The sequence below is a fragment of the Paraburkholderia ultramafica genome (genome assembly GCF_902859915.1).
In the GTDB taxonomy this organism is placed as follows: Bacteria; Pseudomonadota; Gammaproteobacteria; order Burkholderiales; family Burkholderiaceae; genus Paraburkholderia; species Paraburkholderia ultramafica.
Genome location: NZ_CADIKK010000020.1, coordinates 60,262 through 84,355, shown reverse-complemented (window position 1 = coordinate 84,355; position 24,094 = coordinate 60,262). Strand labels below are relative to the sequence as shown.

The window sequence follows — 24,094 nt, the reverse complement described above, 5'->3', positions numbered from 1 at the left end:
GGGAGCGTCCTGACCGGCCAGCGCTACGTTGGTCCGCGCGTACATCAAAGCGCCCGGTACGGCACGCATGCCGATGCGATCTCTCTGTTTTGACACGCGGGGACCTCAGCGCAGCAGCCGAGTCAGAACGAGCAGATACACAGCCGATGCTGCAAGCTGTACCACCGTGATGGGCAGTCCGTATCGAAGGAACTTGCCGAATGTGATAGGTGTGCCCTGGCGCGCGCAAATGCCAGACGCAACGATATTGGCGGCCGCTCCCACGAGCGTCGCATTGCCCCCAAGGGTCGCGCCGAACATCATGCCGACAAATACCGGAATCGAAGCGGCAGGCCACTGCGTGAACCCAGCCGAAAGCGCCGTTTCCGGCACCACCTCCGCCATCACGAGATAACCTTTAACCATCACAATCGACGCCGCCGCAACCGGAATGTTGGCAAACAGGCTCGACAGCAACCCGATGCCGGCAAGCAGCACTAGCGCAACGACCGTCAACTCCCTGCCAAATACCTGATACAGCGTCAGTGCCAGGATCTGAAGCAGCCTTGTCTTGGCCATCGCCTGCACGAGACAGAAGATGCTGGCAAGAAAAAGGAGTGTCTTCCAGTCGACGTCCCGCAGCACGTTCTCAGTCGGTTCGACTCTGGCGGCGAATCCCACCAGCAGCGCCAATGCGCTTGCGATCAGCGCGACTGCGGGCGGCACGATCCGCGACGGCAGATCTTCGCCAACCACGAACAGCGCCACCATCAGCACCAGCACGGCCCCCGCGAGCGCCGCGTAGACCGGCCGTTCGAGCCGTTTTGCGGGCACACGTGGCGGCAAGGTGCGCCGCAGCTTCCACAGGTCCCGCATCAGGATTGGCAACAGCGGCACGATCACCAGGACCGCAATCAAACCGCCAAGCGACACGCGCCGCAGGTATTCGCCGAACGTCATGCCGATCGCGCTGCCGACCAGAAATGTCGCCGGGTCGCCTACGAGTGTCAGCAAACCGGCCGAGTTGCTGATGATCGCCATGAGCAGCATCGGTCTGACGTAGTCGGCTTCCAGTGCGGTGCACACTCGAATGATGATAGGAGCAAGCAGAATGACCGTAGTCGCGTTGGGCAAGACCGCGCAAATTGGCGCGACTAGCGCGATCAGCATGAGCAGAAAACGCGTTCCGCTGCCACCCGTCACGCGCAGACAGGCGTCGCCGATGAGATCGAACACGCCGGTGGTCGCGAGAATGCGCGCCACCACCATGCCGCCGAACAGCAGGCCGAGCGGCCCGGCGGCCGCGCGGCTCGCGCCGAGCAGATCGTTCTCATCCAGAATGCCGAGCGCGATCAGGATACAGGTACCTGTCAATGCCGCGACGGCCATGTCGATCACGTCGAACGCGATCAGCAGAATGACCGCCGCGAACACGGCTACCGTGATATAGATCTGCAATTGGCTCATGGGGCCGCCCTGTTTTTCCAGTCTTCTAGCGCAGAGGCGGCGCGTACATCAGGCCGCCTTGCGTCCACAGCCGGTTCAGGCCGCGCTCCAGTTGCAGCGGCGTACGAGGTCCAAGGTTCCGGTCGAACATTTCCCCGTAATTGCCGACGCTTTGCACCACGCGCACCATCCATCCGCGTTCGACTCCCAAGCCGCGATTGATCGCATCGTCATCGGCAAACGTCCGCTTCACGGCGGGATCGCCCAGCCGGGCTTGCAGGTTGTCGCGGGTCACGCCCAGTTCCTCCGCAGCCACGAGCGTGAAGAGAACCCAGCGCACGAGCGTCAGCCAGCTCGGATCGTCGCCACGCACGACCGGACTGAGCGGCTCCTTGGCAATGCGCTCCGGCAGGATATCGGCGCTCTGCGGGCCGCCCGGCGCTTCGACGCGCACGGCGGCAAGATGCGATAAATCCGCCGCATAGGCGCTGCAACGTCCGGCGTAGAAGGCCTGACGCGCTTCGCCGGCGGAGTCGATCACCAGTGGTTTGAGGTCCAACTGGTGGTCGGCTGAGTACTCGCGCAGGTGCACGTCGGTGGATGTGCCTTTTTCCACGCACACCGCTGCGCCTTTGAGGCCGGTCGTTGTCTGCACCCCACCCGGTCTTCGCACGAGAAACGCCTGGGTATCGTAGAAGAGAACGCCCGCAAACTGCACCTTCAGCGCGCTTTCCCGAAGCAGCGTCCACGTCGTATTTCGTGCGAGAAGATCAACGATGCCTTCAGCCAGCGCAGGAAATCGCGCGGACGCCTTGAGCGGCACGTACGCCACTTTGGCAGGATCGCCGAGAGCGGCGGCAGCCACCGCGCGGCAGAAGTCCGCATCGATGCCGGACCAGCGCCCGGAACCGTCCTTGACCGAGAACCCCTGGATGCCTTCGCTGACCCCGCACCGGATCACGCCGCGCGCCCGTATCTGGGCAAGCGTGTCGCCGTCCGCTGCGCAAGCGTCGGTCGTCAAAGCCCCCGGAAGGGCCACGCAGATTGCGAGCACCGCTGCGCCGCACTTTACGAGGCGTGCCATGGTCGACTCCCGGGTTATCGTTCACTACGGGGACGGCTGCTACGCGGAGCTCCACCGCCGGCGGTCCTCGTTTTGACAGGCACACCGCTTGAGATGCGTTATGTAAAGAGTAGGCTAGCAGTCGACATTAGTCAGCATCACAACGAGAGTAATATTGCATGCCATCGTCGCCAACGGGCAATGCCTCTTCAACACGATCGCGGTATGAAGCACCGCTGTCTGAGCGGAGCGCCCGCTTGAATGACCGTGCAACGGCGATGGCGGCCGATTGACTCAGCTGTCCAAGTGCCGCCTCGACGCAAACCGGCTCGAGTAAAGTCAGAATTCGTGGTGCTGCATTCACCTGGGAGTTTCCAGAATGAGTGACTCAATCACTGACACATTCGCTGTCGAACGGCTGATTCAAGGCTTTACCGCGCCAGTGCTGCCGCAGCGCAGACCTGACCGGGCCGCCGTCGAAGCGGCAGACCATAACGCCCGGCAGTGGACGAGCAGCGTCGCTGGCCCGCTGAAGCCGGGCTCCGACGTGCATCGCCGCGAGATGTGCCGAATGTTTCGCGAGACCTTCAACCCATACCGTCCATCGGTGCTCGAATGGCCCAAGCTCGAGCCCGAAGCGCTCGAACGGATCGTTTCCCTGCCGATCTGGGACATCGCGGTACAGACGGAAGGCCGGGCGCGGCTGCGCATGGCAGCGTATGCCGCGACCGTCGACGAGCCTGACGTACGCGAGTCGCTTGCGCTGAACGCATGGGAAGAAAGCCGCCATAAGGAGGTGCTCACGCGCATGGTGACCACCTACGGCATTTCACTTGCGAGCGAAGCGCCCTATGTCTATCCCAGGGACACCGAGTGGGCCTACCTCGTGACAGGTTACAGCGAGTGCATCGACAGTTTCTTCGCCTTCGGCCTCTTCGAGGTCGCCCAACGCTCGGGACTGTTTCCGCCTGAGCTGATCGACACCTTCGAACCGGTCATGCAGGAAGAATGCCGCCATATCCTGCTGTTCGCAAACTGGGTGGCATGGCATCGCGCACAGCTATCCTGGTGGCAGCGCGTCCGCTTCGAACTGAAAGTGGCCGCCGTGTGGGCGTTTCTCGGCTGGGAGCGGATGACCCTTGCGCGCACGCTCGATGCCGACGGCAACGAGCACAAGCACGATAACAACTTCACGGTGAACGGCGCGCAAGCCGTGTCCTCAGTCGAGATCAGCGTGCGCGAACTGATGACGCTGTGCCTCACGGAGAGCGAGCGACGCTTCGCCGGCTACGACCATCGTCTGCTGCGCCCCGGGACGATGCCGAAGCTCGTGCGATTTGCGCTGCGTTTCATGCGCGACTCGACGTGCTCGATGCGCAGAAGGAGATCGCGCTTGCGGTGATGGAAGGCGCATGGAACCGGAGCGGCCAGCGCGGCATCGGCCTCTCCCGATCGATACGCATTCGCCCGCTGCGATCACTTGAATGGCCGACCCGTGCCGGCAATCTGACGCTCCACGAACTGCGCGAACAGCGTATGCAGATGCGTCGTCGGATGAAGATCATCGGCGAACATGTACGTTTGATCTGCGTTTGCGGAGACATAGGTTGCCGGCGAGCAGAGCAACGACGACTGGTCAGGCGTCTTCCTGGGGGCACACGCGACGCTGGTATTCGACACCGCAAAGCCGTTGGCCTGGAAATTCGCGATGATCTGATTCAGCCACGTATAAGCGTCAATCTGGATCACCTTGGCTTGCAAGCCATCGGTCTGCAACGCGGCGTTCAGGTCACTGTTGAATAGTTGCGAAAGCTGCGTCAGATTTGCGCCGCCATCGGACGATGCGATGCCCTTCGGCGATAACCCGATGTTCGGAAGATTGATCACCACGACGTGCATGGCGCCGTTCTGCACGATCTGCGCAACCAGTTGCGAGAGCGTGTTGGCGGCCGTGGCCACCGTCTGCGCGGCGGCCGGCAGTTGTCCGGCGCGCAGAACATCGTTCGCGCCGGCCCACACGAGCACCAACTGGTTGGCGTTAAAGCGTCCGTGAGCGCTGAGATAGCTGGAAACCTGCTGGCTGACGGGCATTTCGATGTCGCCGATCAGGTCGGTCAGAAACTCATTCTGGTCCGCCGGCGTCGCCACCGTCGCGCCGCCTTCTGCATAGCCGAGGCCGTTCTGTGCGCTGAGTTTATGCGTGGCGTCGATGGTGTACGCGGCGCTGAGCGTGTCGCCGTAGTATTGCGCGACATCCTGACTCCACACCTGCCCGGGATTCGTCGTGAAACGCCCGCCGCCCACCGCGCTTGCAATCGGCGCGTAGGTTCCGACGTCCGACAGACTGTCGCCGAACGAGACGATCTGCAGATTGACGCCGCCCGCGGGCGTTGCCGGGGTGGCGGGCGTGGTGGCGCTGCCCGGACCGGGGCTGCTTCCGTTCCCGCCGCATGCCGCCAGCAGAGAGATCGTCATGGCAAGAACTACAATGCGGGCCTCGTCAATTATTCCTCGCATATTCCCTCCTACCTGAGCGGTCGGGCGTTTCAACCACGTGACGCCGGAGATTGCGCTCGCCATTCGCGACGGGCATCCCCGATGATGCAAAAAACGTGCGCTGTCTGGGGCGGGTTTCTCTCGATGAACCTGCGAACGGTGACGGTGACGGTCACGACCCGTCGCATTCTCAGCATTCCTGCCGAATCAATCAACGTGGTGAAGCTGTTGCAAAAAGTCGAGAAAAAGGCTGAGCGCCCGCGGTCCTGGACTAGACGCACGGAGTCTTCCCCAACTGTTCCACTGTCACGGGGATGACTTACAAGCCACTTACATTCGTGGCTCAAATTCAATCCCAAAGAGGACACAATCTGTGAACCACTCCTACCGCATGACGGCGGTGGGTTGCTGTCTGGCCGTCTGTGCCAGCCTGTCTGCCTACGCACGCGCCGATGAAGCACCCGCCACCTCCGGCTCCTCTGTCACGCTCTACGGTATCGTCGATACCGGGCTCGAAAACCTCACCAATGCATCGTCGTCCAACGGACAAACGCATGGCGTCACGCGCCTGACGTCCGGCAACATGTCCGGCTCCCGTTGGGGCGTCACCGGCAGCGAGAACCTTGGCGGCGGCACGCGCACGTTCTTCCGGCTCGAAAGCGGCATGAACGTCAATACCGGTGCGTCGCTGCAAGGTGGCCGTCTGTTCGGCCGGCTCGCCTATGTCGGCCTCGGCAACGACAGCTGGGGCGCCCTGTCGATCGGTCGCCAAGGCGGCCTGTTCCTCGATTGGGTCAGCGAATACAACCCGCTGAAGAACGCGGTGTATGCGGTCAAGATGCAAGACCCGGCATTCTCCGACCGGCTCGATAACACCGCACGCTACGAGAAGCACTTCGGCGCCCTGACGGCGATCGTGCAATACAGCTTTGGCTATGACTCGGTGACGTACGGCGCACAACCCGCCGGCGACACCCGGTTTGCGCGTGTGATCGAAGGCGGTTTGCGCTACAAGAGCGGTCCGTTCAGCGCGACACTCGTCTATGACCAGAAGAACGGCGGCAGCACCAATCCGAAGGCCGCGCATACCCCGAAGGCCGGCGGTTACGAGGGCGATATCGACCGCCGCATGGCTCTTGCCGCGAGCTACAAGATTTCGACGGTGACGACTTATGCCGGTTATCGCTACCTCAATTCGAAGGCAGTGCATCTGACCACGCTGACGACGTCGCCGGTCGAAGCAACCAGCCTTTACTGGCTCGGCGCGACCTGGCTTGCACGGCCCGACCTCGCGTTTTCCGGCACGGCGATGTACCAGGACTTCTACGGCACATCGCGCGACCCGTGGTCGTTCCAGGTCGATGCGGACTACTTTCTGTCCAAGCGTACCGACCTGTATCTGAACCTCGCATATGCGCTGAACCGCAACGGCTCGAACCTGGGCCTGAACGGCTTCGGTACGGACGTGGTAGCCGGCAAGAACCAGTTCGGCCTGATGGCCGGCATCCGCCACAAGTTCTGACCATGCCGATCAACAGCCCGAGCGTAGCGATCCATCTGCGCGGACTCCGTCAGCGGTTCGGTGAGCAAACCGTGCTCGACGACATTGATCTCGACGTGCCGGCCGGTACGACGCTCGCGCTGCTCGGCCCGTCAGGTTGTGGCAAAAGCACGCTGCTTAAGCTGCTCGCCGGGTTGCTGCAACCCGACGGGGGCCGCGTGATGTTCGGCGATCAGACCGTCGCCGATCCCACGCGCTGCGTGCCACCGGAAGCGCGCGATCTCGGCATGGTGTTCCAGGACTACGCGTTATGGCCGCACATGACCGTCGCGGGCAACGTGTCGTTTCCACTGGAAATGCGTGGCGTGCCGCGCGCGGCGCGTGTCGCGGCAGTCGCGCAGGCGCTGTCGCGCGTCGGTCTCGAACATCTGGCGGCGCGTCGACCGTCCGCGCTCTCCGGGGGCCAGCAGCAGCGCGTCGCGCTGGCGCGCGCGATCGTCGCGCGTCCTCGCGTGCTGCTCTTCGACGAACCGCTCTCGAATCTCGACGCGCAACTACGCGCGACCCTTTGCGATGACGTTCGCACCCTGCTCGCGCAACTCGGCACCACCGCCGTGTACGTCACGCACGACCGCAACGAAGCCGATGCACTGGCGCACACGATCGTCACGCTCGCGCATGGGCGCGTGGTAGAGACTGTCAATAGATAAAGGAATCGCTACAATGTACAAGCCACTGATTTCCATCGTTTGTTCCCTTTTCCTCGCCTTCGGGCTCACTACTTCCGTGCACGCGCTTACTGTCTACACTGCTGGCCCCGGCAATCTCAGCAAAAAACTCGCGCAAGGTTTCGAGCGCAAAACCGGCGTCAAGGTCGACCTTTTTCAGGCCACCACCGGCAAGGTGATGGCGCGCGTCGAAGCGGAATCGAGCAATCCGCACGCAGACGTACTGATTTCCGCGTCGTGGGACACAGCCCAGGATCTCGATCAGCGCGGCTGGCTTGCCCCTTACACGAGCCCCAATGCGGCGCACGTGCCCCCCATGTTCAAGTCGCCCACGTATGTCGCCCAAGGCGTCTCGGCGCTCGGCATTGTCTGGAATACACGTTCCGGCAAACCTGAGCCGAACGACTGGCGCGATCTCGCCGCGCCCGCGTATCGCGATCAGGTAACCACGCCGAATCCCGCTCTTTCAGGCGCATCGCTCGATCTGTTATTGGGCCTGCAAGCCCGGCTCGGCGAATCCGCGTGGACGCTGTTTGACGACATGCACAAGAATGGCATGGTCATGCTCGGACCGAATGCACAGGCGATCAACCCGGTATTGCAAGGTGCGAAATCGGCCGTGTTCGGCGCGGTCGACTACGTCGCGTACGGCGCGGCGGCCAGCGGTGAATCGGTCAAGGTGATCTTCCCGAGCAGCGGCACGGTGATCGCGCCGCGTCCGATGATGATCCTCAAGTCATCGCACGCTCAGGCTGACGCTCGCGCATTTATCGACTATGTGCTCTCGGAAGAAGGCCAGCAACTCGTCGCGGCTGCTTATCTGATGCCCGCGCGCGACGACATCGACACGCCGCGTCCGCGTCTGAAAGACCTGAAGCTGTTGCCGCAAAACGACGGCGGCAATACGAAATCGCGAGCCGAGGTGCTCTCACGCTTTAACGCGCTGTTCGGCGAACACTGATGGCCAGCGTGATCGCGCAGCATCCGTCCGCGCGTCGTGCGTGGGCTCTGACGCGCATCGTGCGCACCGCCGCGCTCGGTGCGCTGTTCGTCGCGCTGGGGTTGCTGGTCGCACTGCCCACCGCATTCGTCGGATTACAGGCGATTTTTCCGGCACTCAACCACGGCTCGCTGGCCCACCCGTTCGCGGCGCTGCGCACGACGCTCGCGCAAACGGATACGTGGCCCATGCTCGGCAACACATTGCGCTTCGGCGTCACGGTTGCGCTTGCGAGCATTGCCCTTGGCGTGCCGCTCGGCGCACTGCGCGGTTTGACGCGATTGCCGGCCGCGCGGTTATGGGATCTGCTGTTCCTCGCACCGTTTCTGATTCCACCGTACCTCGCGGCGCTTGGCTGGATGCTGCTGTTGCAGCCGCATGGCTACTTGCAGCAACTGGTCGGGTTCGATCTCGGCGACTATCTGTTTTCATTTGCAGGTATCGCGCTCACGATGACACTGACTGTATTTCCGGTCGTGTACTTCGCCGTCTCACGCGCGTTGATGTCGACCGGGGGAAGGCTGGCGCAAGTCGCGCGCGTGTGCGGCGCAACGCCATGGCGCGCTTTTGCGCGCATCACACTGCCTCTTGCGATGCCGGCGATCGCCGCGAGCGCATTGCTTGCCTTCACGATGGCAATCGAGGAATTCGGCATTCCGTCGGCACTCGGGGCGCGCGCAGGCGTGAACCTGCTGGTGATGTCGATCGAAGCGCGTTTCTCCGACTGGCCGATTGATCTCTCCGGCGCTTCGGTGCTCTCGACGTTGCTGGCGCTCACCGCGCTCGTGGCATTCGTTGCACAGCGACGTCTGCTCGCGGGCCGCGACTTCGATACGCAGACCGGCAAGCCGGTCACCAGCGTTCCACTCGAACTCGGTCACTGGCGTGTGCCTGTGCTGCTGCTATTCGGTGCGGTGGCATTCTGCACGACGCTCGCGCCGATCGGTACGATCGTGGCGACGTCGTTCGTGCGCACGCTGTCGGGTGGCTTGAGCGCGGACAACCTGACACTCGCGCATTTCGCGGCAGTGACGTCGGCGGGCGAAGGCGCCGCCGCTCTCCTCACGAGTCTCGGTCTGGCAGCCGCGACGGCGGTACTCACCGGCGCATTTGGTTTCTTCTCCGCGTGGATCATTATCAAAACCCGCACGCCGGGACGTGCAACGCTCGACGGCCTCACGTTGCTACCGCATGCGATGCCCGGGATCGTGATCGGCGTCGGTTTGATCCTCGCGTGGAATCTGCCGCTGTGGCCCGTCACGCCGTACAACACGTGGATCATTCTGCTGTTATCGTACAGTTGCCTGCTGCTACCCTATCCCGTGCGCTATGCAAGCGCGGCGCTCCGGCAGATTGGCGGCAGCCTTGAAGCCGCGGCGCGCGTCCATGGCGCGAGCGGCGCGCGCGCGCTGCGCCGTATTGTGTTGCCGTTGGTCGCGCCGCCGCTCGCGGCGTCGATGATGATCGTGTTCGCAGTGGCATCGCGTGAACTGGTGACTTCATTGCTGCTTTCGCCAAGCGGCGTGCAAACGGCCTCGGTGTTCATCTGGCAGCAGTTCGAACAAGGCTCGATTGGCGATGGCATGGCGTTGGGCACACTGATGCTGGTGATCAGCGGCATTGTGTTGACGCTGGCGTCGCTCTGGACGCGCCGCCTCGACAGGCTTTATTGAATCGCGAAGACCCAGTCTGTGGTTGTCGAAGTCGGCGATTGCACGCAATTCGTGATGTCCTCCGCGGGCAATCGCCGGATCAATCTCCCTGTTAGTCAAGCCGAATCCGGCCATGCGAGCGCGATGGTCCGCCGATCCGAGGTATAAGCGAAGCTGCTTGCTGACCTCGCGAATCAGCGTTCCGTTGCTCCTTTGTCACGGCAGTCTGCGACAGCCCCATCTCGCGGGCCATTGTGCGCGTGCTCCAGTGAGTCGCTCCCGTGGGCACGGACTCAAGCGTGCGTGCAATGAGCGCGTCTACCTGGGAGTCGTCGATCGTCCTCGGTGCTCCCGGGCGCGATGTGCATCGAGCAACCCGTCCACGCGGTGATTGATGAATCGCGAACGCCACTTCGAAACCGTAGGCGAGGTGACACGCTGTCTTGTCGCGACCGTCTGGTTGTCGATGCCCTCGGCGCACGCCAGAACAATGCGTGCGCGCAACGCCAGCGCCTGCGCGGTCTTGCGCCGCATTGTCAGCGCAATGAGCTGTTCGCGTTGCGATTCACTCAAGACCAGTGGCGCCTTCGGTCTTCCTCTCATCGTCGCCTCGCGTATTTGCGTACCCTGCAACCCAGGTTAGTACTCAACGCAAATAAGGCAATGAATTCTTAACTCGGAACACTAGCGGTGCGTGACGCTCAAGAGAGCACGATCACGACCTCCTTGCGCTCGACAAGTATCGAGCCGTTCTCCGCCAGACGAACCCTGCACGCATGGCCGCGTCTCTGGCCATGAACCGGCTTTTCCGTCATGTCGATCATGCCGTGGCAGAATCATCACAACCGCAGCATTAGTCTGGGAGGCCGACCATGGGCGACAAGACGCACGGAAAGCGCAACACGAATCGAGCCGACCGGTCGGACGGCGCGCCGGACATTCCCGGCCAGATCGTCCTGGTCTTTCAGGGAGGCGGTGCGCTCGGCGCATACCAGGCGGGTGTGTACCAGGCGCTCCATGACGGCAAGGTCGAACCTCACTGGGTGATCGGCACGTCGATCGGCGCGGTCAATGGCGCGATCATCGCAGGCAATCTGCCCGAGAACCGAATCGCGCGATTGACCCAGTTCTGGGACGGTGTGGCACGTCATGGCGTCGAGGCGGCAAGCTGGCTGCCGATACTCGGGAACTGGCTGCGCGACCTCGCCACGGTCACTCAGGGCGTGCCGTCGTTCTTCACCCCACAATTGGGATCCTGGGCCGGCATTCAGGCGCACGTTCGTCCCGACCGGGCAGCGTTCTATTCGACGGGACCACTGCGTGCAACCTTGTCGTCGCTCGTCGATTTCGACTACCTGAATCAGAAAGCGATGCGACTGACCGTCGGTACAGTCAATGTCCAAAGCGGACGCATGCGGTATTTCACCAATCGCGACGCGCCGATGGACGTCGAGCACGTAATGGCATCAGCCGCTTTTCCGCCCGGCTTTCCTTCCGTGCAACTGGAAGGCGAATCGTACTGGGACGGCGGCATCTATTCGAATACACCACTCGAAGCCGTGCTCGACGACCGGCCGCGGCGCGACTCGGTGATTTTCTCGGTGCAGTTGTGGCCGTCAAACGGTCCGCAACCCGAATCAATCTTGCAGGTGATGAGCCGGCAACGCGACATTCAGTATTCGAGTCGTAACGAAAGCCATCTTGCTCGACAGAAGCAGATTCATTGCCTTCGTCATGTGATTCGCGAACTCGGCAAGTACGTCCCTGAAGAGAAACGCGATGCTCCTGAGGTCCAGGAGCTGCTCGCCTGGGGTTGTGGCACGACGATGCAGGTGTTGGAACTCGACGCGCCGGCATTCGATAACGACGATTTGAACAGGGATATCGATTTTTCGTCGAGTGGCATCGAGCGCCGCTGGCTCGCAGGCTATGAAGACACGGCCCGCTTGTTGAAGCTGGCACCCTGGCGCGATAGACTGGATCCGATGGAAGGCATCTCGGTGTTTCGAATGGCCTCCGTGGAAGGCCGAAGATAACCGTTGTTATCATCGCCACCTCTGCCTGTAACCCGCAAGGCCATACGCGGGTTTCTGGCTGGCCGTGGAACCGAAATCGGCACGGACCTGACGCGCCGCACAAGCCGTCTTGGAGGCGTCGTGAGCAGAATCACAGAGGGGGAACGGGACTGCGTCGTTCGTCCGATGAAGGCCGAAGAAGTCGCGCTGGCGATCGAGTGGGCGGCGCTGGAAGGCTGGAATCCCGGTTGCCACGATGCGTTCTGCTTTCAGGCCGCCGACCCGGGCGGATTTTTGGTTGGCGAGTTGCACGGTGAGCCTGTCGGCTCGATCTCCGCTGTCGCCTATGACGAGGATTTCGGCTTCATCGGCCTGTACATCGTCAAACCGGACTTTCGCGGCAGAGGACTGGGGCTTCGGATCTGGCGACACGCAATGGCCTACCTTGGCGAGCGCAACATCGGCCTTGACGGAGTCGTCGCACAGCAGGCGAATTATAGAAAGTCCGGGTTTCAGCTTGCACATCGGAATATCCGCTTTCAAGGCATCGCACGCGGTGCACAGAGCGCGGCCATATCCGATCTCTCTGCCGTGCCATTCGATCAACTGGCCGCGTACGACCGGCAGTGGTTCCCCGCACCCCGATCGAGCTTCCTGAGTACATGGATTGCCCAGCCCGATGTTGTCGCGCTGACCGCGATACGCGAAGACCGCATTCGTGGCTATGGTGTGCTGCGCAACTGCCGCCACGGCCGCAAGATCGGCCCGCTCTTTGCCGACGACGAGCGGACTGCCGAAGGACTGTTCAGCGCGCTGCTTTCCAGGTGTCCGGGTGAGATGGTCTCGATCGATGTGCCGGAGAGCAACGCTGCGGCCATCGCCATGGCTGAACGATACGGTATGGCCAGCACCTTCGAAACTGCAAGGATGTACACGAAAGCGCCGCCGGCGATTCCGATGGCGCGCGTGTTCGGGATCACCTCATTCGAACTCGGATGAGCTGATCTTTGTTGCCGCCCGGGCGACGATCAGGCATCGTGCAATCGAGCCGCATCGCTTCGCATTCTTCGAAGCATCGAATGGCGGCCTTCCAGAACAGCTAGTTAACCCGCATACCTCGGATCAAAAGCCGTGCCGCACAGTAACCGTCGCGCCCGTACCGTGTGAATGGAGAATCGCGAGACGCGCTGTGGCAGTAAAGACCCAGTCGTCGACGGTCAACGACAGCCTGCGCTGCGGTTGTGAACCGAGCGTCAAGGTCGCGTTGGGCAACTGGATGATCGAGATCTGCGGCGCAGTCGACGGCCCCATACGGAGATAGCTCGCTGCCAGAGGTGGGGCTTCCGCGGGCGCCAGGCTGGCTTTCCCGTCGCCGAATCGGGCGTCATGCGCCACCTGCACGCTATAGAAGTTCTCGATTTGCGAGTAAAACGGGCCGCCCTGATCCGACTGATATTCCATTTCATAACGCTGCAAATAGCGTTGCGGTTCCGGAATCGGCGGAACCGTCTTCATGGGCATAGGCGCAATGTTTGCAACCGTCATCGCCGCGGGCGAATCGATGACAAGGTCAGCCGCGAACGCATACCCGCTCAGCATAAAAAACATTGCGCCGGCAATCCTTTCGTTCAGGCACGTCATGAGCATGCCTCCAATGAAGGAATTGAAACGTCACACTAACGACCGTTATGTCCAGACCGACCGTGTCTGAACAGACCGCCTTTGCAGCTTCGCTTGTATCCACACATTGTAGTCAGTCATTCGCGTCTCGCTACCCGAATGTTTGGAGCGTCCGCCAGCTTCCGGCGATCCACGTGGTACACGCTCCCGCGTGGCCCGCAAGCTGAAAGGATGACGAAAAGTATCGCAAGCGACGCGGTGGTCGCGAGGCCGTACGAGGCCGTACGATGCCGCTCTTGATGTAGCGCTTCACGCACAGCGCCGGAGCGAGCCAGGCATGTCGTGGCGCACCGCCGGATCGCCGCGGAAATGTGCGATCAGATAGAGACGGCACAGCGTGATACCTTGCGCCTGTCGATTTTCCGCACAATCATTCGTCGTAGTGCTGGAGGCTGCGATCGCCTCTCAATCCAATCTGAAATTCATCGTTTTCTCAGGAGAAACTCAATGCGAGTGATGGTCATCATCAAGGCAACGCCCGAATCCGAGGCCGGGCAAATGCCGAGCACGGAACTCATCGCGGCAATGGGCAAATATAACGAAGAGTTGGTCAAGGCCGGCATCATGCAGGGCGGCGACGGACTGAAACCGAGCTCGAAGGGCGTGCGCGTAAAGTTTTCCGGCAAGGACCGAACCGTCGTTGACGGCCCGTTTGCCGAAACCAAGGAACTGATCGCCGGGTACTGGATCTGGCAAGTCCAATCGATGGACGAAGCGATCGAATGGGTACGCCGCTGCCCGAATCCGATGACAAGCGACTCGGAGATCGAAATTCGGCCCTTTTTTGAACCTGCCGACTTCGGTGAAGCTTTTACGCCGGAGCTTCAGGAGGAGGAGAAGCGTCTGCGGCAGCAAATCGACGCGCAGTCCCGCTGATACTGTTGCGCGACGCAGCGCTGTCTGCGTCGTAAGGCTTTCACCTGTGCTCGCAGCTCGGCAATGCTCCACTCGGCATTCACACCAACATGCCGGCTACCATACCGGACAACGTTGCAGAGGCACTCAAGGTGGGCGCGCCGGCGCCGGCAGGGCTCTCCGCCGACGAGAAGCACGCGTTCGATCAGCTCGACTATTTCTACAAGCACGGCTTGGGCTACGCGCTGGAGATGGCGAACCGGCCGCAGACGCTGTACGGAATCGAAGATTCGCCGATCGGCCTCGCCGCCTGGATGCTCGACCACGACGCCAGCAGTCAGGCGCTCATCGCGCGCGTCTTTGACGGGCAGTCAGAAGGTCTTTCACGAGACGACATTCTTGACAACGTCACGCTCTATTGGCTCACGAACACGGCAATCTCTTCGGCCCGGCTATATTGGGAAAACAAGCTCAACTTCTTTGCGCCGAAGCATGTCGCCATCGCGGCGGCCGTCAGCGTCTTTCCGGATGAGATCTATGCCGCCCCGCAGAGCTGGACAGAGAAGGCCTATCCGAAACTGATTCACTATAACCGCCTCCCCAAAGGCGGACACTTTGCTGCCTGGGAGCAGCCACAAGCTTTCTCGGACGAGGTTCGCACGAGCTTCCGGTCACTGCGCTGAGCTCAAAGGTGCGCACGACGCGGTGCCGCCGCCCGCAAGGCGTCGCCGAATCGCTGATTTCCACTTTCAGACAAGGAGTATGGAATGAACAGCATTGCACTGGCCTGCACCGGCGTCCTCGGTCTGCTCCTGTTCGGACTTGGACTCACCATCTCGGTCGTGCGATTTCGCGCCGGCCTGCTGAGCGGCTACGCGCCTGAGCCTGACCGGCTGCTAACCAAACTGGTTCGTGCCCACGGTAATACCGCCGAGTACGCTCCGTTCTTCGCGGTGCTTTTTCTGTACCTCGGCTCTCAGAACCCGCCTCACTGGCAGCTCTGGTGCATGGCAGGTGCAACTGCCTGCCGGCTGCTCCTGGTGGTTTCGCTGCTTGCCTGGCCCACCATGTCGAAGCCCAATCCGGCCCGTGCTATCGGAGCGTTGGGAACCTACGCGTTCGGGGTGGCCCTCTGTGTCGCATTGCTCATCGGCCGTTAGCCCGCCGGCCGCGCAAGCCGCTGCCGGCGGACATTGACTGACATCTTTCACCTGCTCCGAAACTACGCATCCATCTTCCCTCCGAATTTACTTGACACCTAAACTATCAAGGTCTAAATTAACTTCAACAGCAAAGTCCACATTGGGGGAACAAGCATGCGCATTGTCTGTATCGGCGGCGGCCCGGCCGGGTTGTATTTCGGTCTGTTGATGAAATCCCGCAACCCCGAAAACGAAGTCACGGTCGTCGAACGCAACCGTCCCTATGACACTTTCGGCTGGGGCGTCGTGTTCTCCGACCAGACGCTCGGCAATCTGCGCGCCGCCGACGCCCCCAGCGCGGACGCGATCCTCGACGCGTTCAACCACTGGGACGACATCGAGATCAACTTCCGTGGCCAGCAAATCCGCTCGTCGGGACACGGCTTCTGCGGCATCGGTCGTAAGCGGCTGCTGAATATCCTGCAGGCACGCTGCGAAGAACTCGGCGTCAAGCTGGTCTTCGAAACCCAGGTAACCGACGACAGCGTCTACGAAGCCGACCTGATCATTGCCTGCGACGGCTTGAACAGCGCGATCCGGCAAAAGTACACGGACACCTATCACCCGGACATCGACACGCGCGACTGCCGCTTCGTCTGGCTCGGCACCAAAAAGCTTTTCGACGCGTTCACCTTCGCGTTCGAAGAAACCGAATTCGGCTGGTTCCAGGCGCATGCCTACCGTTTCGACGATCAGACGTCCACGTTCATCGTCGAGACACCCGAGCGCGTATGGCGCGCCGCCGGTCTCGACGAGATGAGCAAGGAAGACAGCATCGCCTTCTGCGAAAAGCTGTTTGCGAAGTATCTGGACAGCAATGCGTTGCTGTCGAACGCCGCGCACTTGCGCGGCTCGTCGCAGTGGATTCGTTTCCCGCGCGTCGTCAATGGTGAATGGGTGCATTGGCGCCGCAACGCCAACGGCTCGCAAACGCCAGTCGTGCTGATGGGCGACGCCGCGCATACCGCCCACTTCTCGATCGGCTCGGGCACCAAGCTCGCGCTCGAAGACGCGATCGAACTCGCCAACAGCATCGGCGCCCATCCCGGCGATTTGCCCGCCGCGCTGAAGCACTACACCGAGGTGCGCAGCATCGACGTCTTGCGCATCCAGAACGCCGCGCGCAATTCAACGGAGTGGTTCGAAAACGTCGACCGCTATACGTCGTTCGAGCCGCAACAGTTCGCGTATTCGCTGCTCACGCGCTCGCAGCGCATCTCGCACGAAAATCTGCGCGAGCGCGACGCGCGCTATCTGTCGGGCTTCGAAGACTGGCTGGCCCGGCGCTCGGGCGTCGAGCGCGCGCCGGACAAGCACTCCGTCCCGCCGATGTTCACGCCGTTCACGTTACGCGGCGTCACGCTGAAGAACCGCGTGGTGGTCTCGCCGATGGCGCAATACTCGGCTGTCGATGGCATCGCCGGCGACTATCATCTGATGCATCTCGGCGCCCGCGCAATGGGCGGCGCCGCGCTGGTCATGACGGAAATGACCTGCGTGTCGCCCGAAGCGCGCATCACGCCCGCATGTCCCGGCATGTATGCACCCGAACATCTCCGCGCGTGGAAGCGGATCGTCGATCTCGTGCATCGCCAGTCGGATGCGAAGATCGGCATTCAGCTCGGCCATTCCGGCGCCAAGGGTTCGACACGCGTCTCATGGGAAGGCATCGATCAACCGCTCGCCGAAGGCAACTGGCCGCTCGTCTCGGCATCGCCGCAACAGTATCTGCGCGGCGTCAGCCAGCATTCACGCGAAGCCACTCATGAAGAGCTGCGCGAAATCGAAGCGCAATTCGTCAACGCCACACGGATGTCGATCGAAGCCGGTTTCGACTGGCTCGAACTGCACTGCGCACACGGCTATTTCCTGTCGAGCTTCCTGTCACCGCTGACCAACCATCGCACCGACGAATACGGCGGTTCGCTGGAAAACCGGTTGCGCTATCCGTTGCAGGTCTTCAACGCGATCCGCGCAGTCTGGCCGCAAGACAAGCCGATTTCCGTACGTATCTCGGCGAACGACTGGGTCGAAGGCGGCACGACGCCGGATGACGCCGTGAAGATCGCCCGCGCCTTCAAGGCAGCCGGCGCCGACATGATCGACGTGTCGTCGGGACAGGTCAGCAAGGACGAAAAGCCGGTGTACGGCCGCATGTTCCAGACGCCGTTTGCCGATCGCGTGCGCAACGAAGCCGGCATCGCGACGATCGCGGTCGGCGCGATTTCGGAAGCGGATCACGTGAACAGCATCATCGCCGCGGGCCGCGCCGATCTGTGCGCGATTGCACGTCCGCATCTGGCTAATCCGTCGTGGACCTTGAACGAAGCGGCGAAGATCGGCTACTTCGATGTCGCGTGGCCGAAGCCCTATATCGCCGCGAAGTCGCAGCTCGAACGCAACCTGGAACGCGAGCGCGCGCAGGCGGCCGCGAATGCCGGTCTGTCGGCGCAAGAACGCGCACAACGCGCGGAAGGAACCACGTGAATACGCCTGACTCCCCGCTCGCGGGACAGCACGCCGTCGTCACCGGCGGTGGCAGCGGCATCGGCGCGGCGGTCGCGGAAGCGCTGCTGCGTGCCGGCGCACGCGTCACCTTGATGGGCCGCAACGTGCAGCGGCTCGACATGCAGGCGGAAAAATGCCGAACGCTGGGCGACGTTGCGTGCATCGGCATGGACGTGACGCAGGAAGAGTCGGTTGCGAATGCGTTCAGTCAGGCCGGCGCCGTGGATATCCTCGTCAACAACGCGGGCCAGGCGCAAGCCGCACCGTTCACGCACACCGACCTCGCGCTATGGCAGCGCATGCTGGACGTGAACCTCACCGGCGTGTTTCTCGGCACGCGCGCGGCGTTGCCCGGCATGCTCGACCGCGGTCGCGGCCGCATCGTCAATGTTGCCAGCACGGCGGGGCAAATCGGCTACGCGTACGTCGCCGCCTACTGCGCCGCGAAGCACGGCGTGATCGGTCTCACGCGCTCGCTCGCACTCGAAGTCGCGACGAAAGGCATCACGGTCAACGCCGTCTGCCCAGGCTACACGGAAACCGAACTGCTGCACGCATCGCTCGAACAGATCACCAGCAAGACCTCGCGCACCGAACAGCAGGCGCGCGAAACCTTGCTGCGCTCCAATCCTCAACATCGCTTCGTGAGTCCCGAGCAGGTCGCAAACAGCGTGCTGTGGCTGTGCCAACCCGGCTCGGATGCCATCACGGGGCAATCCGTTTCCATCTCTGGTGGAGAAGTGATGTGACCAAGTCATCCAACATCAAGAAGCCCGCCGCGGCAGGTGAAACGAAACCGCAGCGCAAAGGCGTCGCCAAACCCGCGGAGAACGTCGTGGACCTCGAAATGAGCACGGGCGTGGACAGCCACATGGGTCTGCGTCTGTGGCTGCGCATGCTGACCACCACCAACCTCGTGCAGGCCGAGCTACGCAAGCGTCTGCGCAACGAATTCGACACGACGCTGCCGCGTTTCGATCTGATGGCGCAGCTCGAGCGCCACCCGGAAGGCCTGAAGATGACCGAGCTGTCACGCCGTCTGATGGTGACCGGCGGCAACATCACCGGCATTACGGATCAGCTCGAAAAAGAAGGACTGGTCTCGCGCGACACCGATCCGAACGACCGCCGTTCGATCAGCGTGTGCCTGACTCCCGCTGGCCGCCAGGCGTTCGACAAGATGGCGGTCGCGCACGAGCAATGGGTCGTCGAACTGTTCGGCGGCTTGAACCTCGATGAAAAGTCGCGCACGCACCAACGCCTCGGCAAACTCAAGCAACATCTGCTCGACAGTCTGAAAGACTGAAGCGCATCGAACCGCAGGAGACACCCATGACACGATCCAACGCCGACGCGCTGCTGGCCGGCAACCGCCTCACGCTCGCCGGATATGAAGCGCGGCACTTCGGGTGGTCGGTGACCAAGAAGGTCGCGACGATCACGCTGAACCGCCCGGAGCGCAAGAACCCGCTGACCTTCGAATCGTATGCGGAACTGCGTGATCTGTTCCGGCAACTGGCCTATGCGACCGACGTCAAGGCGGTCGTGATCCACGGCGCGGGCGAGAACTTCTGTTCCGGCGGCGACGTGCACGACATCATCGCGCCGCTGATCGATCTGCCGATGCCGGAGCTGCTGCTCTTCACGCGCATGACCGGCGATCTCGTCAAAGCGATGCGCGATTGCCCGCAACCGGTGATCGCGGCAGTCGACGGCGTCTGCGCCGGCGCGGGCGCGATTCTCGCGATGGCCTCCGACATGCGCCTCGGCACCACGCGCAGCAAGCTCGCCTTCCTGTTCTCGCGGGTCGGTCTCGCGGGCTGCGACATGGGCGCTTGCGCAATCCTGCCGCGCATCATCGGCCAGGGACGCGCCGCCGAATTGCTCTACACCGGCCGCTCGGCGAGCGGCGACGAGGGCCACGCGTGGGGGTTCTATAACCGGCTGTGCGATCCGGCCGCGCTCGTCGATGAAGCGCAGAAGCTCGCCGCCGATCTCGTCGCCGGTCCGACTTTCGCGCACGGCATCACGAAGAAGATGCTGCACCAGGAATGGAGCATGAGCATCGACGAAGCGATCGAATCGGAAGCGCAGGCTCAGGCGATCTGCATGAGCACACGCGATTTCGAGCGCGCGTACAGCGCGTTCGCCGCGAAGTCGCGTCCGGTGTTCGAGGGAGACTAAGTTGAGCGCTGACAATCAAATGGATTTGCACAGCGCGCTGGCGTGGCCGTTCTTCGAGCCGCGTCATCGCGAACTGGCCGCCGGTATCGAAGCATGGTGCCGCGCGAATCTCTCGCATGCAGCACACACGGACGTCGACGCAACCTGCCGCCAACTGGTGCGCGAACTCGGTACGGCGGGCTGGCTGAAATACGGCGTCGGCGGCGTCGCGTACGGCGGTCACGGCGACACGATCGACACGCGCGCCGTGTGTCTACTGCGAGAAACGCTCGCCAGGCATTCGGGCCTCGCGGATTTCGCGCTGGCCATGCAGGGCCTCGGCTCAGGCGCGATCTCGCTCGGTGGCACGCATGAGCAAAAGACGCGTTATTTGCCGCGCGTCGCCAACGGCACGGCGCTCGCCGCGTTCGCGCTGTCGGAACCGGAAGCGGGCTCGGACGTCGCCGCGATGGCGCTGTCGGCCCGCGCAGACGGCGACGCGTACGTGCTCGACGGCGACAAGACGTGGATCTCCAACGGCGGCATCGCCGATTTCTACGTGGTGTTCGCGAGAACCGGCGAAGCGCCGGGCGCACGCGGCATCAGTGCATTCATTGTCGATGCCGATACGTCGGGGCTCGAGATCGCCGAACGCATCGACGTGATCGCGCCGCATCCGCTCGCCCGTCTGCATTTTTCCGGCGCACGCGTGCCGCGCAGCCAGATGCTCGGCGCGCCCGGCGAAGGCTTCAAGCTCGCAATGCGCACGCTGGATATTTTCCGCACGTCGGTGGCGGCTGCATCGCTCGGGTTCGCGCGTCATGCAATGGCCGAGGGTATCGCACGGGCAGCGTCGCGCAAGATGTTCGGGCAGACGCTCGGCGATTTCCAACTCACGCAGGCGAAGCTCGCGCAGATGGCGTTGACCATCGACAGCAGCGCGTTGCTGGTCTATCGCGCCGCGTGGCTGCGCGATCAAGGCGAAAGCGTCACGCGCGAAGCGGCAATGGCGAAGTGGCACGCGAGCGAAGGCGCGCAACAGGTGATCGACGCCGCCGTGCAGCTCTTTGGCGGCATGGGTGTGCAAAGCGGCACCGCCGTCGAGATGCTGTACCGCGAGATTCGTGCGCTGCGCATTTACGAAGGCGCGACCGAAGTGCAGCAGTTGATCATCGGCCGCGATCTGTTGAAAGCGCATGCTGCTGCCGGAGAGCATCACTAATGAACACGGTCTTCGAACGCCCCGTGCGCATCCGCTTCTCGCACTGCGATCCGGCGGGCATTGTGTTCTTTCCGCAATATCTGGTGATGACCAACGCGCTGGTCGAAGACTGGTTCAACGAAGGTTTGCACGTCGACTATGCGCAGATGATCGCGCAACGCCGGTGCGGCTTGCCGATCGTCAAACTCGACTGCGAGTTTGCGCGGCCGAGCCAGATGGGCGAAACGATCATGCTGACGCTCCATGTGAACGCGATCGGCCGGCGCTCGATCAGCCTCGAGATCGTCGGCCATTGCGGCGGCGAAACCCGCTTTCGCGCAAAGCAGGTGCTCGTGACCACGTCGTTCGAAAGCGGCAAATCCATCGACATTCCCGCCGACATCGCGAGCGCGCTCGCGACGTTTGCCCCCCAACCTGAATCCATCGAGGCGCATCGCTCATGAAAACAGCTCTCCTTCCCGCCGGCTGGATCAAACCGCGCGGCTACGCGAACGGCGTCGCGGCCAGCGGCACGCAGGTGTTCATCGCCGGCCAGATCGGCTGGGACGAACAGGCGCAGTTCCAGACCACCGACTTCGCCGCGCAAGCCATCCAGGCGCTCAAGAACGTGGTGGCCGTGCTGCACGAAGCGGGCGGCAAGCCCGAGCATCTGGTGCGGATGACGTGGTACGTCACCGACAAACGCGAATACATCGCGTCGCTGAAGGATATCGGCCGCGCGTTTCGCGAGTTGATCGGCAACTACGACATCGCGATGAGCGCGGTGCAGGTCGTCGCACTCATGGAAGACGAAGCGAAGGTCGAAATCGAGGCGACCGCCGTGATTCCGCAGTAAGCATCGAACGAAACCAGCACACGTAATCTACAACGCCAACCGAAGCGCATTCAGCCGGCTCAAGGCCCGGGAGACACAGATGGAACCGTCAGCACACGTCGATACTTTCGCGCGCGACAATCTTCCGCCGCAAGATCAATGGCCCGTCTTACTGCTTGACAACCCGGACGTGGCCTACCCGGCGCGCCTGAACTGCGCGACGGAGTTGCTCGACCGGACTATCGAAGCAGGCCATCGCGACCGTCCGGCGATCTGGTCCGAGGTGGACGGCGCGCCGCGCGCCACCACCTACGGCGAGCTGCTCGCGCTGGTCAATCGCAGCGCTCATGTGCTGGTCGACGAAATGGGTTTGCAGCCCGGCAACCGCGTGCTGCTGCGCGGGCCGAACACGTTGCAGATGGCCTTCACCGCGCTCGCGGCACTGAAGGCCGGTCTGGTCGTGGTGCCGACCATGCCTTTGCTGCGCGCGAAGGAACTGAAGCAGATCATCGACAAGGCGCAGGTCAGCGCGGCGCTGTGCGACGCGCGCCTGACCGACGAACTGGCGCGCTGCACCGATCCGCGGGACGATTTCTACTGCGCGAGCCTGAAGCAAACGCGCCTGTTTCACGACGCCTCCGCCGATTCGCTCGACACTCTCGCGATCAGCAAGCCCGAGCACTTCACCGCGTGCGACACCGCCGCCGAAGACGTCTGCCTGATCGCCTTCACCAGCGGCACGACCGGCGCGCCGAAAGGCTGCATGCAGTTTCATCGCGACGTGCTGGCGATGTGCGATCTGTTCCCGCGTCATGTGCTCAAGCCGTCGTCGAGCGATGTGTTTTGCGGCACGCCGCCGCTCGCGTTCACCTTCGGCCTCGGCGGCCTGTTGTGCTTTCCGCTGCGGGTGGGGGCGTCCACGGTGCTGATCGAGAAACTCACGCCCGAGAGCCTGCTGCAGATCGTCGAACGTTTTCACGCGACCATCATGTTCACCGCGCCGACCTTCTACCGGCAAATGGCGCCGCTCGTCGCGCGCCACGACGTGTCGAGCTTGAAGAAAACCGTGTCGGCCGGCGAAGCGTTGCCGGATTCCACGCGGCGCCTGTGGCACGACGCGACCGGCATCGAGATGATCGACGGGATCGGCGGCACTGAGCTGATCCACATTTTCATTTCGGCGCAGGGCGACGAGATTCGTCCGCATGCGATTGGCCGCGCGGTGCCGGGCTACGTCGTGCGAGCCGTCGACGACGCGATGCAGCCGGTGCCGCCCGGCACGATCGGCAAACTCGCGGTGCGTGGCCCGACCGGCTGCCGTTATCTCGCCGACGACCGGCAATTGAATTTCGTGTGCGACGGCTGGAATCTGCCGGGCGATTCGGTCTATCTCGACGAAGACGGCTACGTGTTCTACCAGGCGCGCGCCGACGACATGATCGTCTCGGCCGGCTACAACATCTCCGGTCCCGAGGTGGAAAGCGTGCTGCTGCAACACGACGCGGTGGCCGAATGCGGAGTCATCGGCGTGCCGGACGGCACCCGCGGACAGATCGTCAAGGCGTTCGTCGTGCTCAATCCAGGTTATGCGCCGGATGACAAACTGGTCGCGCAACTGCAAGATTTCGTGAAAAATAGCGTGGCGCCGTATAAATACCCGCGCGTCATCACGTTCGTCGATGCGTTGCCGCGCACCGAAACCGGCAAGCTCAAACGCTTCGAGTTGCGCGCGATGGCGTAACCTACTTTCCGCAGCAACTATGCTGGATG

Annotated in this window: 22 protein-coding genes and 2 pseudogenes; 18 read left to right on the top strand and 6 right to left on the bottom strand. The window is 62.6% G+C overall.

Going from position 1 to position 24,094, the window contains the following annotated elements; translation table 11 throughout:
- Positions 1–105: 105 nt before the first annotated feature.
- Together HV744_RS21530 and HV744_RS21525 are read right to left on the bottom strand one after the other, a co-directional pair.
- Positions 106–1,446, bottom strand: a complete 1,341-nt coding sequence (locus HV744_RS21530) for an ArsB/NhaD family transporter (RefSeq protein WP_175151423.1) — start codon at positions 1,444–1,446, stop codon at positions 106–108.
- A 25-nt stretch (positions 1,447–1,471) separates the two neighbouring features.
- Complete coding sequence (locus HV744_RS21525; protein WP_175151422.1) at positions 1,472–2,509, bottom strand: amino acid ABC transporter substrate-binding protein; 1,038 nt, start codon at positions 2,507–2,509, stop codon at positions 1,472–1,474.
- A 358-nt stretch (positions 2,510–2,867) separates the two neighbouring features.
- Here HV744_RS21525 and HV744_RS21520 point away from each other — a divergent pair, with 358 nt between their 5' ends.
- Positions 2,868–3,890, top strand: a complete 1,023-nt coding sequence (locus tag HV744_RS21520) for a ferritin-like domain-containing protein (RefSeq protein ID WP_175151421.1) — start codon at positions 2,868–2,870, stop codon at positions 3,888–3,890.
- Between the two features lie 74 nt (positions 3,891–3,964).
- Here HV744_RS21520 and HV744_RS21515 read toward each other — a convergent pair whose 3' ends face one another.
- Positions 3,965–5,005: an SGNH/GDSL hydrolase family protein gene (locus HV744_RS21515; protein ID WP_175151420.1), complete on the bottom strand. Its 1,041-nt coding sequence runs from the start codon at positions 5,003–5,005 to the stop codon at positions 3,965–3,967.
- A 352-nt stretch (positions 5,006–5,357) separates the two neighbouring features.
- Here HV744_RS21515 and HV744_RS21510 point away from each other — a divergent pair, with 352 nt between their 5' ends.
- The 4 genes from HV744_RS21510 to HV744_RS21495 are packed head-to-tail and all read left to right on the top strand — an operon-like array spanning position 5,358 to position 9,886.
- Positions 5,358–6,506 carry a porin gene (locus HV744_RS21510; RefSeq protein ID WP_175151419.1) on the top strand — a complete coding sequence of 383 codons (1,149 nt, stop codon included), beginning with the start codon at positions 5,358–5,360 and terminating at the stop codon, positions 6,504–6,506.
- A gap of 2 nt (positions 6,507–6,508) precedes the next feature.
- Positions 6,509–7,195, top strand: coding sequence for an ABC transporter ATP-binding protein (locus HV744_RS21505; protein ID WP_175151418.1), 687 nt, complete (start codon positions 6,509–6,511; stop codon positions 7,193–7,195).
- Positions 7,196–7,208: 13 nt separating this feature from the next.
- Entirely contained in the window at positions 7,209–8,174 is a 966-nt protein-coding gene (locus HV744_RS21500) for an ABC transporter substrate-binding protein (protein WP_175151417.1), read from the top strand.
- Positions 8,174–9,886 carry an ABC transporter permease gene (locus tag HV744_RS21495; protein WP_175151416.1) on the top strand — a complete coding sequence of 571 codons (1,713 nt, stop codon included), beginning with the start codon at positions 8,174–8,176 and terminating at the stop codon, positions 9,884–9,886. The genes HV744_RS21500 and HV744_RS21495 overlap by 1 nt, the downstream gene beginning before the upstream one ends.
- A gap of 190 nt (positions 9,887–10,076) precedes the next feature.
- Here HV744_RS21495 and HV744_RS21490 read toward each other — a convergent pair.
- A pseudogene (locus HV744_RS21490) lies at positions 10,077–10,468 on the bottom strand (helix-turn-helix domain-containing protein); the annotation flags it as partial.
- 98 nt (positions 10,469–10,566) lie between these two features.
- Complete coding sequence (locus HV744_RS38040; RefSeq protein ID WP_281363662.1) at positions 10,567–10,689, bottom strand: hypothetical protein; 123 nt, start codon at positions 10,687–10,689, stop codon at positions 10,567–10,569.
- Positions 10,690–10,737: 48 nt separating this feature from the next.
- Here HV744_RS38040 and HV744_RS21485 point away from each other — a divergent pair, with 48 nt between their 5' ends.
- Positions 10,738–11,901, top strand: a complete 1,164-nt coding sequence (locus HV744_RS21485) for a patatin-like phospholipase family protein (protein WP_175151415.1) — start codon at positions 10,738–10,740, stop codon at positions 11,899–11,901.
- A 165-nt stretch (positions 11,902–12,066) separates the two neighbouring features.
- Positions 12,067–12,879 carry a GNAT family N-acetyltransferase gene (locus HV744_RS21480; RefSeq protein WP_175151414.1) on the top strand — a complete coding sequence of 271 codons (813 nt, stop codon included), beginning with the start codon at positions 12,067–12,069 and terminating at the stop codon, positions 12,877–12,879.
- Between the two features lie 123 nt (positions 12,880–13,002).
- Here the strand turns inward: HV744_RS21480 and HV744_RS21475 are convergent, their stop codons facing one another.
- The gene (locus HV744_RS21475; RefSeq protein WP_246279139.1) at positions 13,003–13,395 is read right to left on the bottom strand and encodes a hypothetical protein; all 393 of its coding nucleotides are present in this window, start codon (positions 13,393–13,395) and stop codon (positions 13,003–13,005) included.
- Between the two features lie 612 nt (positions 13,396–14,007).
- On the opposite strand from HV744_RS21475, the gene HV744_RS21470 reads away from it, so the two are divergent.
- The 11 genes and pseudogenes from HV744_RS21470 to HV744_RS21420 all read left to right on the top strand — a co-directional run bounded on the left by HV744_RS21470 (position 14,008) and on the right by HV744_RS21420 (position 24,065).
- On the top strand, positions 14,008–14,436 hold the full coding sequence (locus HV744_RS21470; RefSeq protein ID WP_175151412.1) for a YciI family protein: 429 nt from the start codon (positions 14,008–14,010) through the stop codon (positions 14,434–14,436).
- A gap of 71 nt (positions 14,437–14,507) precedes the next feature.
- A pseudogene (locus tag HV744_RS21465) lies at positions 14,508–15,098 on the top strand (epoxide hydrolase); the annotation flags it as partial.
- Between the two features lie 84 nt (positions 15,099–15,182).
- Positions 15,183–15,575 (top strand): MAPEG family protein, encoded by a 393-nt coding sequence (locus HV744_RS21460; RefSeq protein ID WP_175151411.1) that lies wholly within the window; start codon positions 15,183–15,185, stop codon positions 15,573–15,575.
- Between the two features lie 156 nt (positions 15,576–15,731).
- Entirely contained in the window at positions 15,732–18,104 is a 2,373-nt protein-coding gene (locus HV744_RS21455) for a bifunctional salicylyl-CoA 5-hydroxylase/oxidoreductase (RefSeq protein ID WP_175151410.1), read from the top strand.
- Positions 18,101–18,874: an SDR family NAD(P)-dependent oxidoreductase gene (locus tag HV744_RS21450; protein WP_175151409.1), complete on the top strand. Its 774-nt coding sequence runs from the start codon at positions 18,101–18,103 to the stop codon at positions 18,872–18,874. Before HV744_RS21455 ends, HV744_RS21450 begins: the two co-directional genes overlap by 4 nt.
- Positions 18,871–19,431, top strand: a complete 561-nt coding sequence (locus HV744_RS21445; RefSeq protein ID WP_175151408.1) for a MarR family winged helix-turn-helix transcriptional regulator — start codon at positions 18,871–18,873, stop codon at positions 19,429–19,431. Before HV744_RS21450 ends, HV744_RS21445 begins: the two co-directional genes overlap by 4 nt.
- A 26-nt stretch (positions 19,432–19,457) precedes the next feature.
- Positions 19,458–20,309: an enoyl-CoA hydratase family protein gene (locus HV744_RS21440; protein ID WP_175151407.1), complete on the top strand. Its 852-nt coding sequence runs from the start codon at positions 19,458–19,460 to the stop codon at positions 20,307–20,309.
- Positions 20,310–20,328: 19 nt separating this feature from the next.
- Positions 20,329–21,510 carry an acyl-CoA dehydrogenase family protein gene (locus tag HV744_RS21435; protein WP_425497800.1) on the top strand — a complete coding sequence of 394 codons (1,182 nt, stop codon included), beginning with the start codon at positions 20,329–20,331 and terminating at the stop codon, positions 21,508–21,510.
- Positions 21,510–21,953: an acyl-CoA thioesterase gene (locus HV744_RS21430; protein WP_175151405.1), complete on the top strand. Its 444-nt coding sequence runs from the start codon at positions 21,510–21,512 to the stop codon at positions 21,951–21,953. Before HV744_RS21435 ends, HV744_RS21430 begins: the two co-directional genes overlap by 1 nt.
- The gene (locus HV744_RS21425; protein ID WP_175151404.1) at positions 21,950–22,345 is read left to right on the top strand and encodes a RidA family protein; all 396 of its coding nucleotides are present in this window, start codon (positions 21,950–21,952) and stop codon (positions 22,343–22,345) included. Before HV744_RS21430 ends, HV744_RS21425 begins: the two co-directional genes overlap by 4 nt.
- A 79-nt stretch (positions 22,346–22,424) precedes the next feature.
- Positions 22,425–24,065: an AMP-binding protein gene (locus tag HV744_RS21420; protein WP_175151403.1), complete on the top strand. Its 1,641-nt coding sequence runs from the start codon at positions 22,425–22,427 to the stop codon at positions 24,063–24,065.
- Positions 24,066–24,094: the final 29 nt, after the last annotated feature.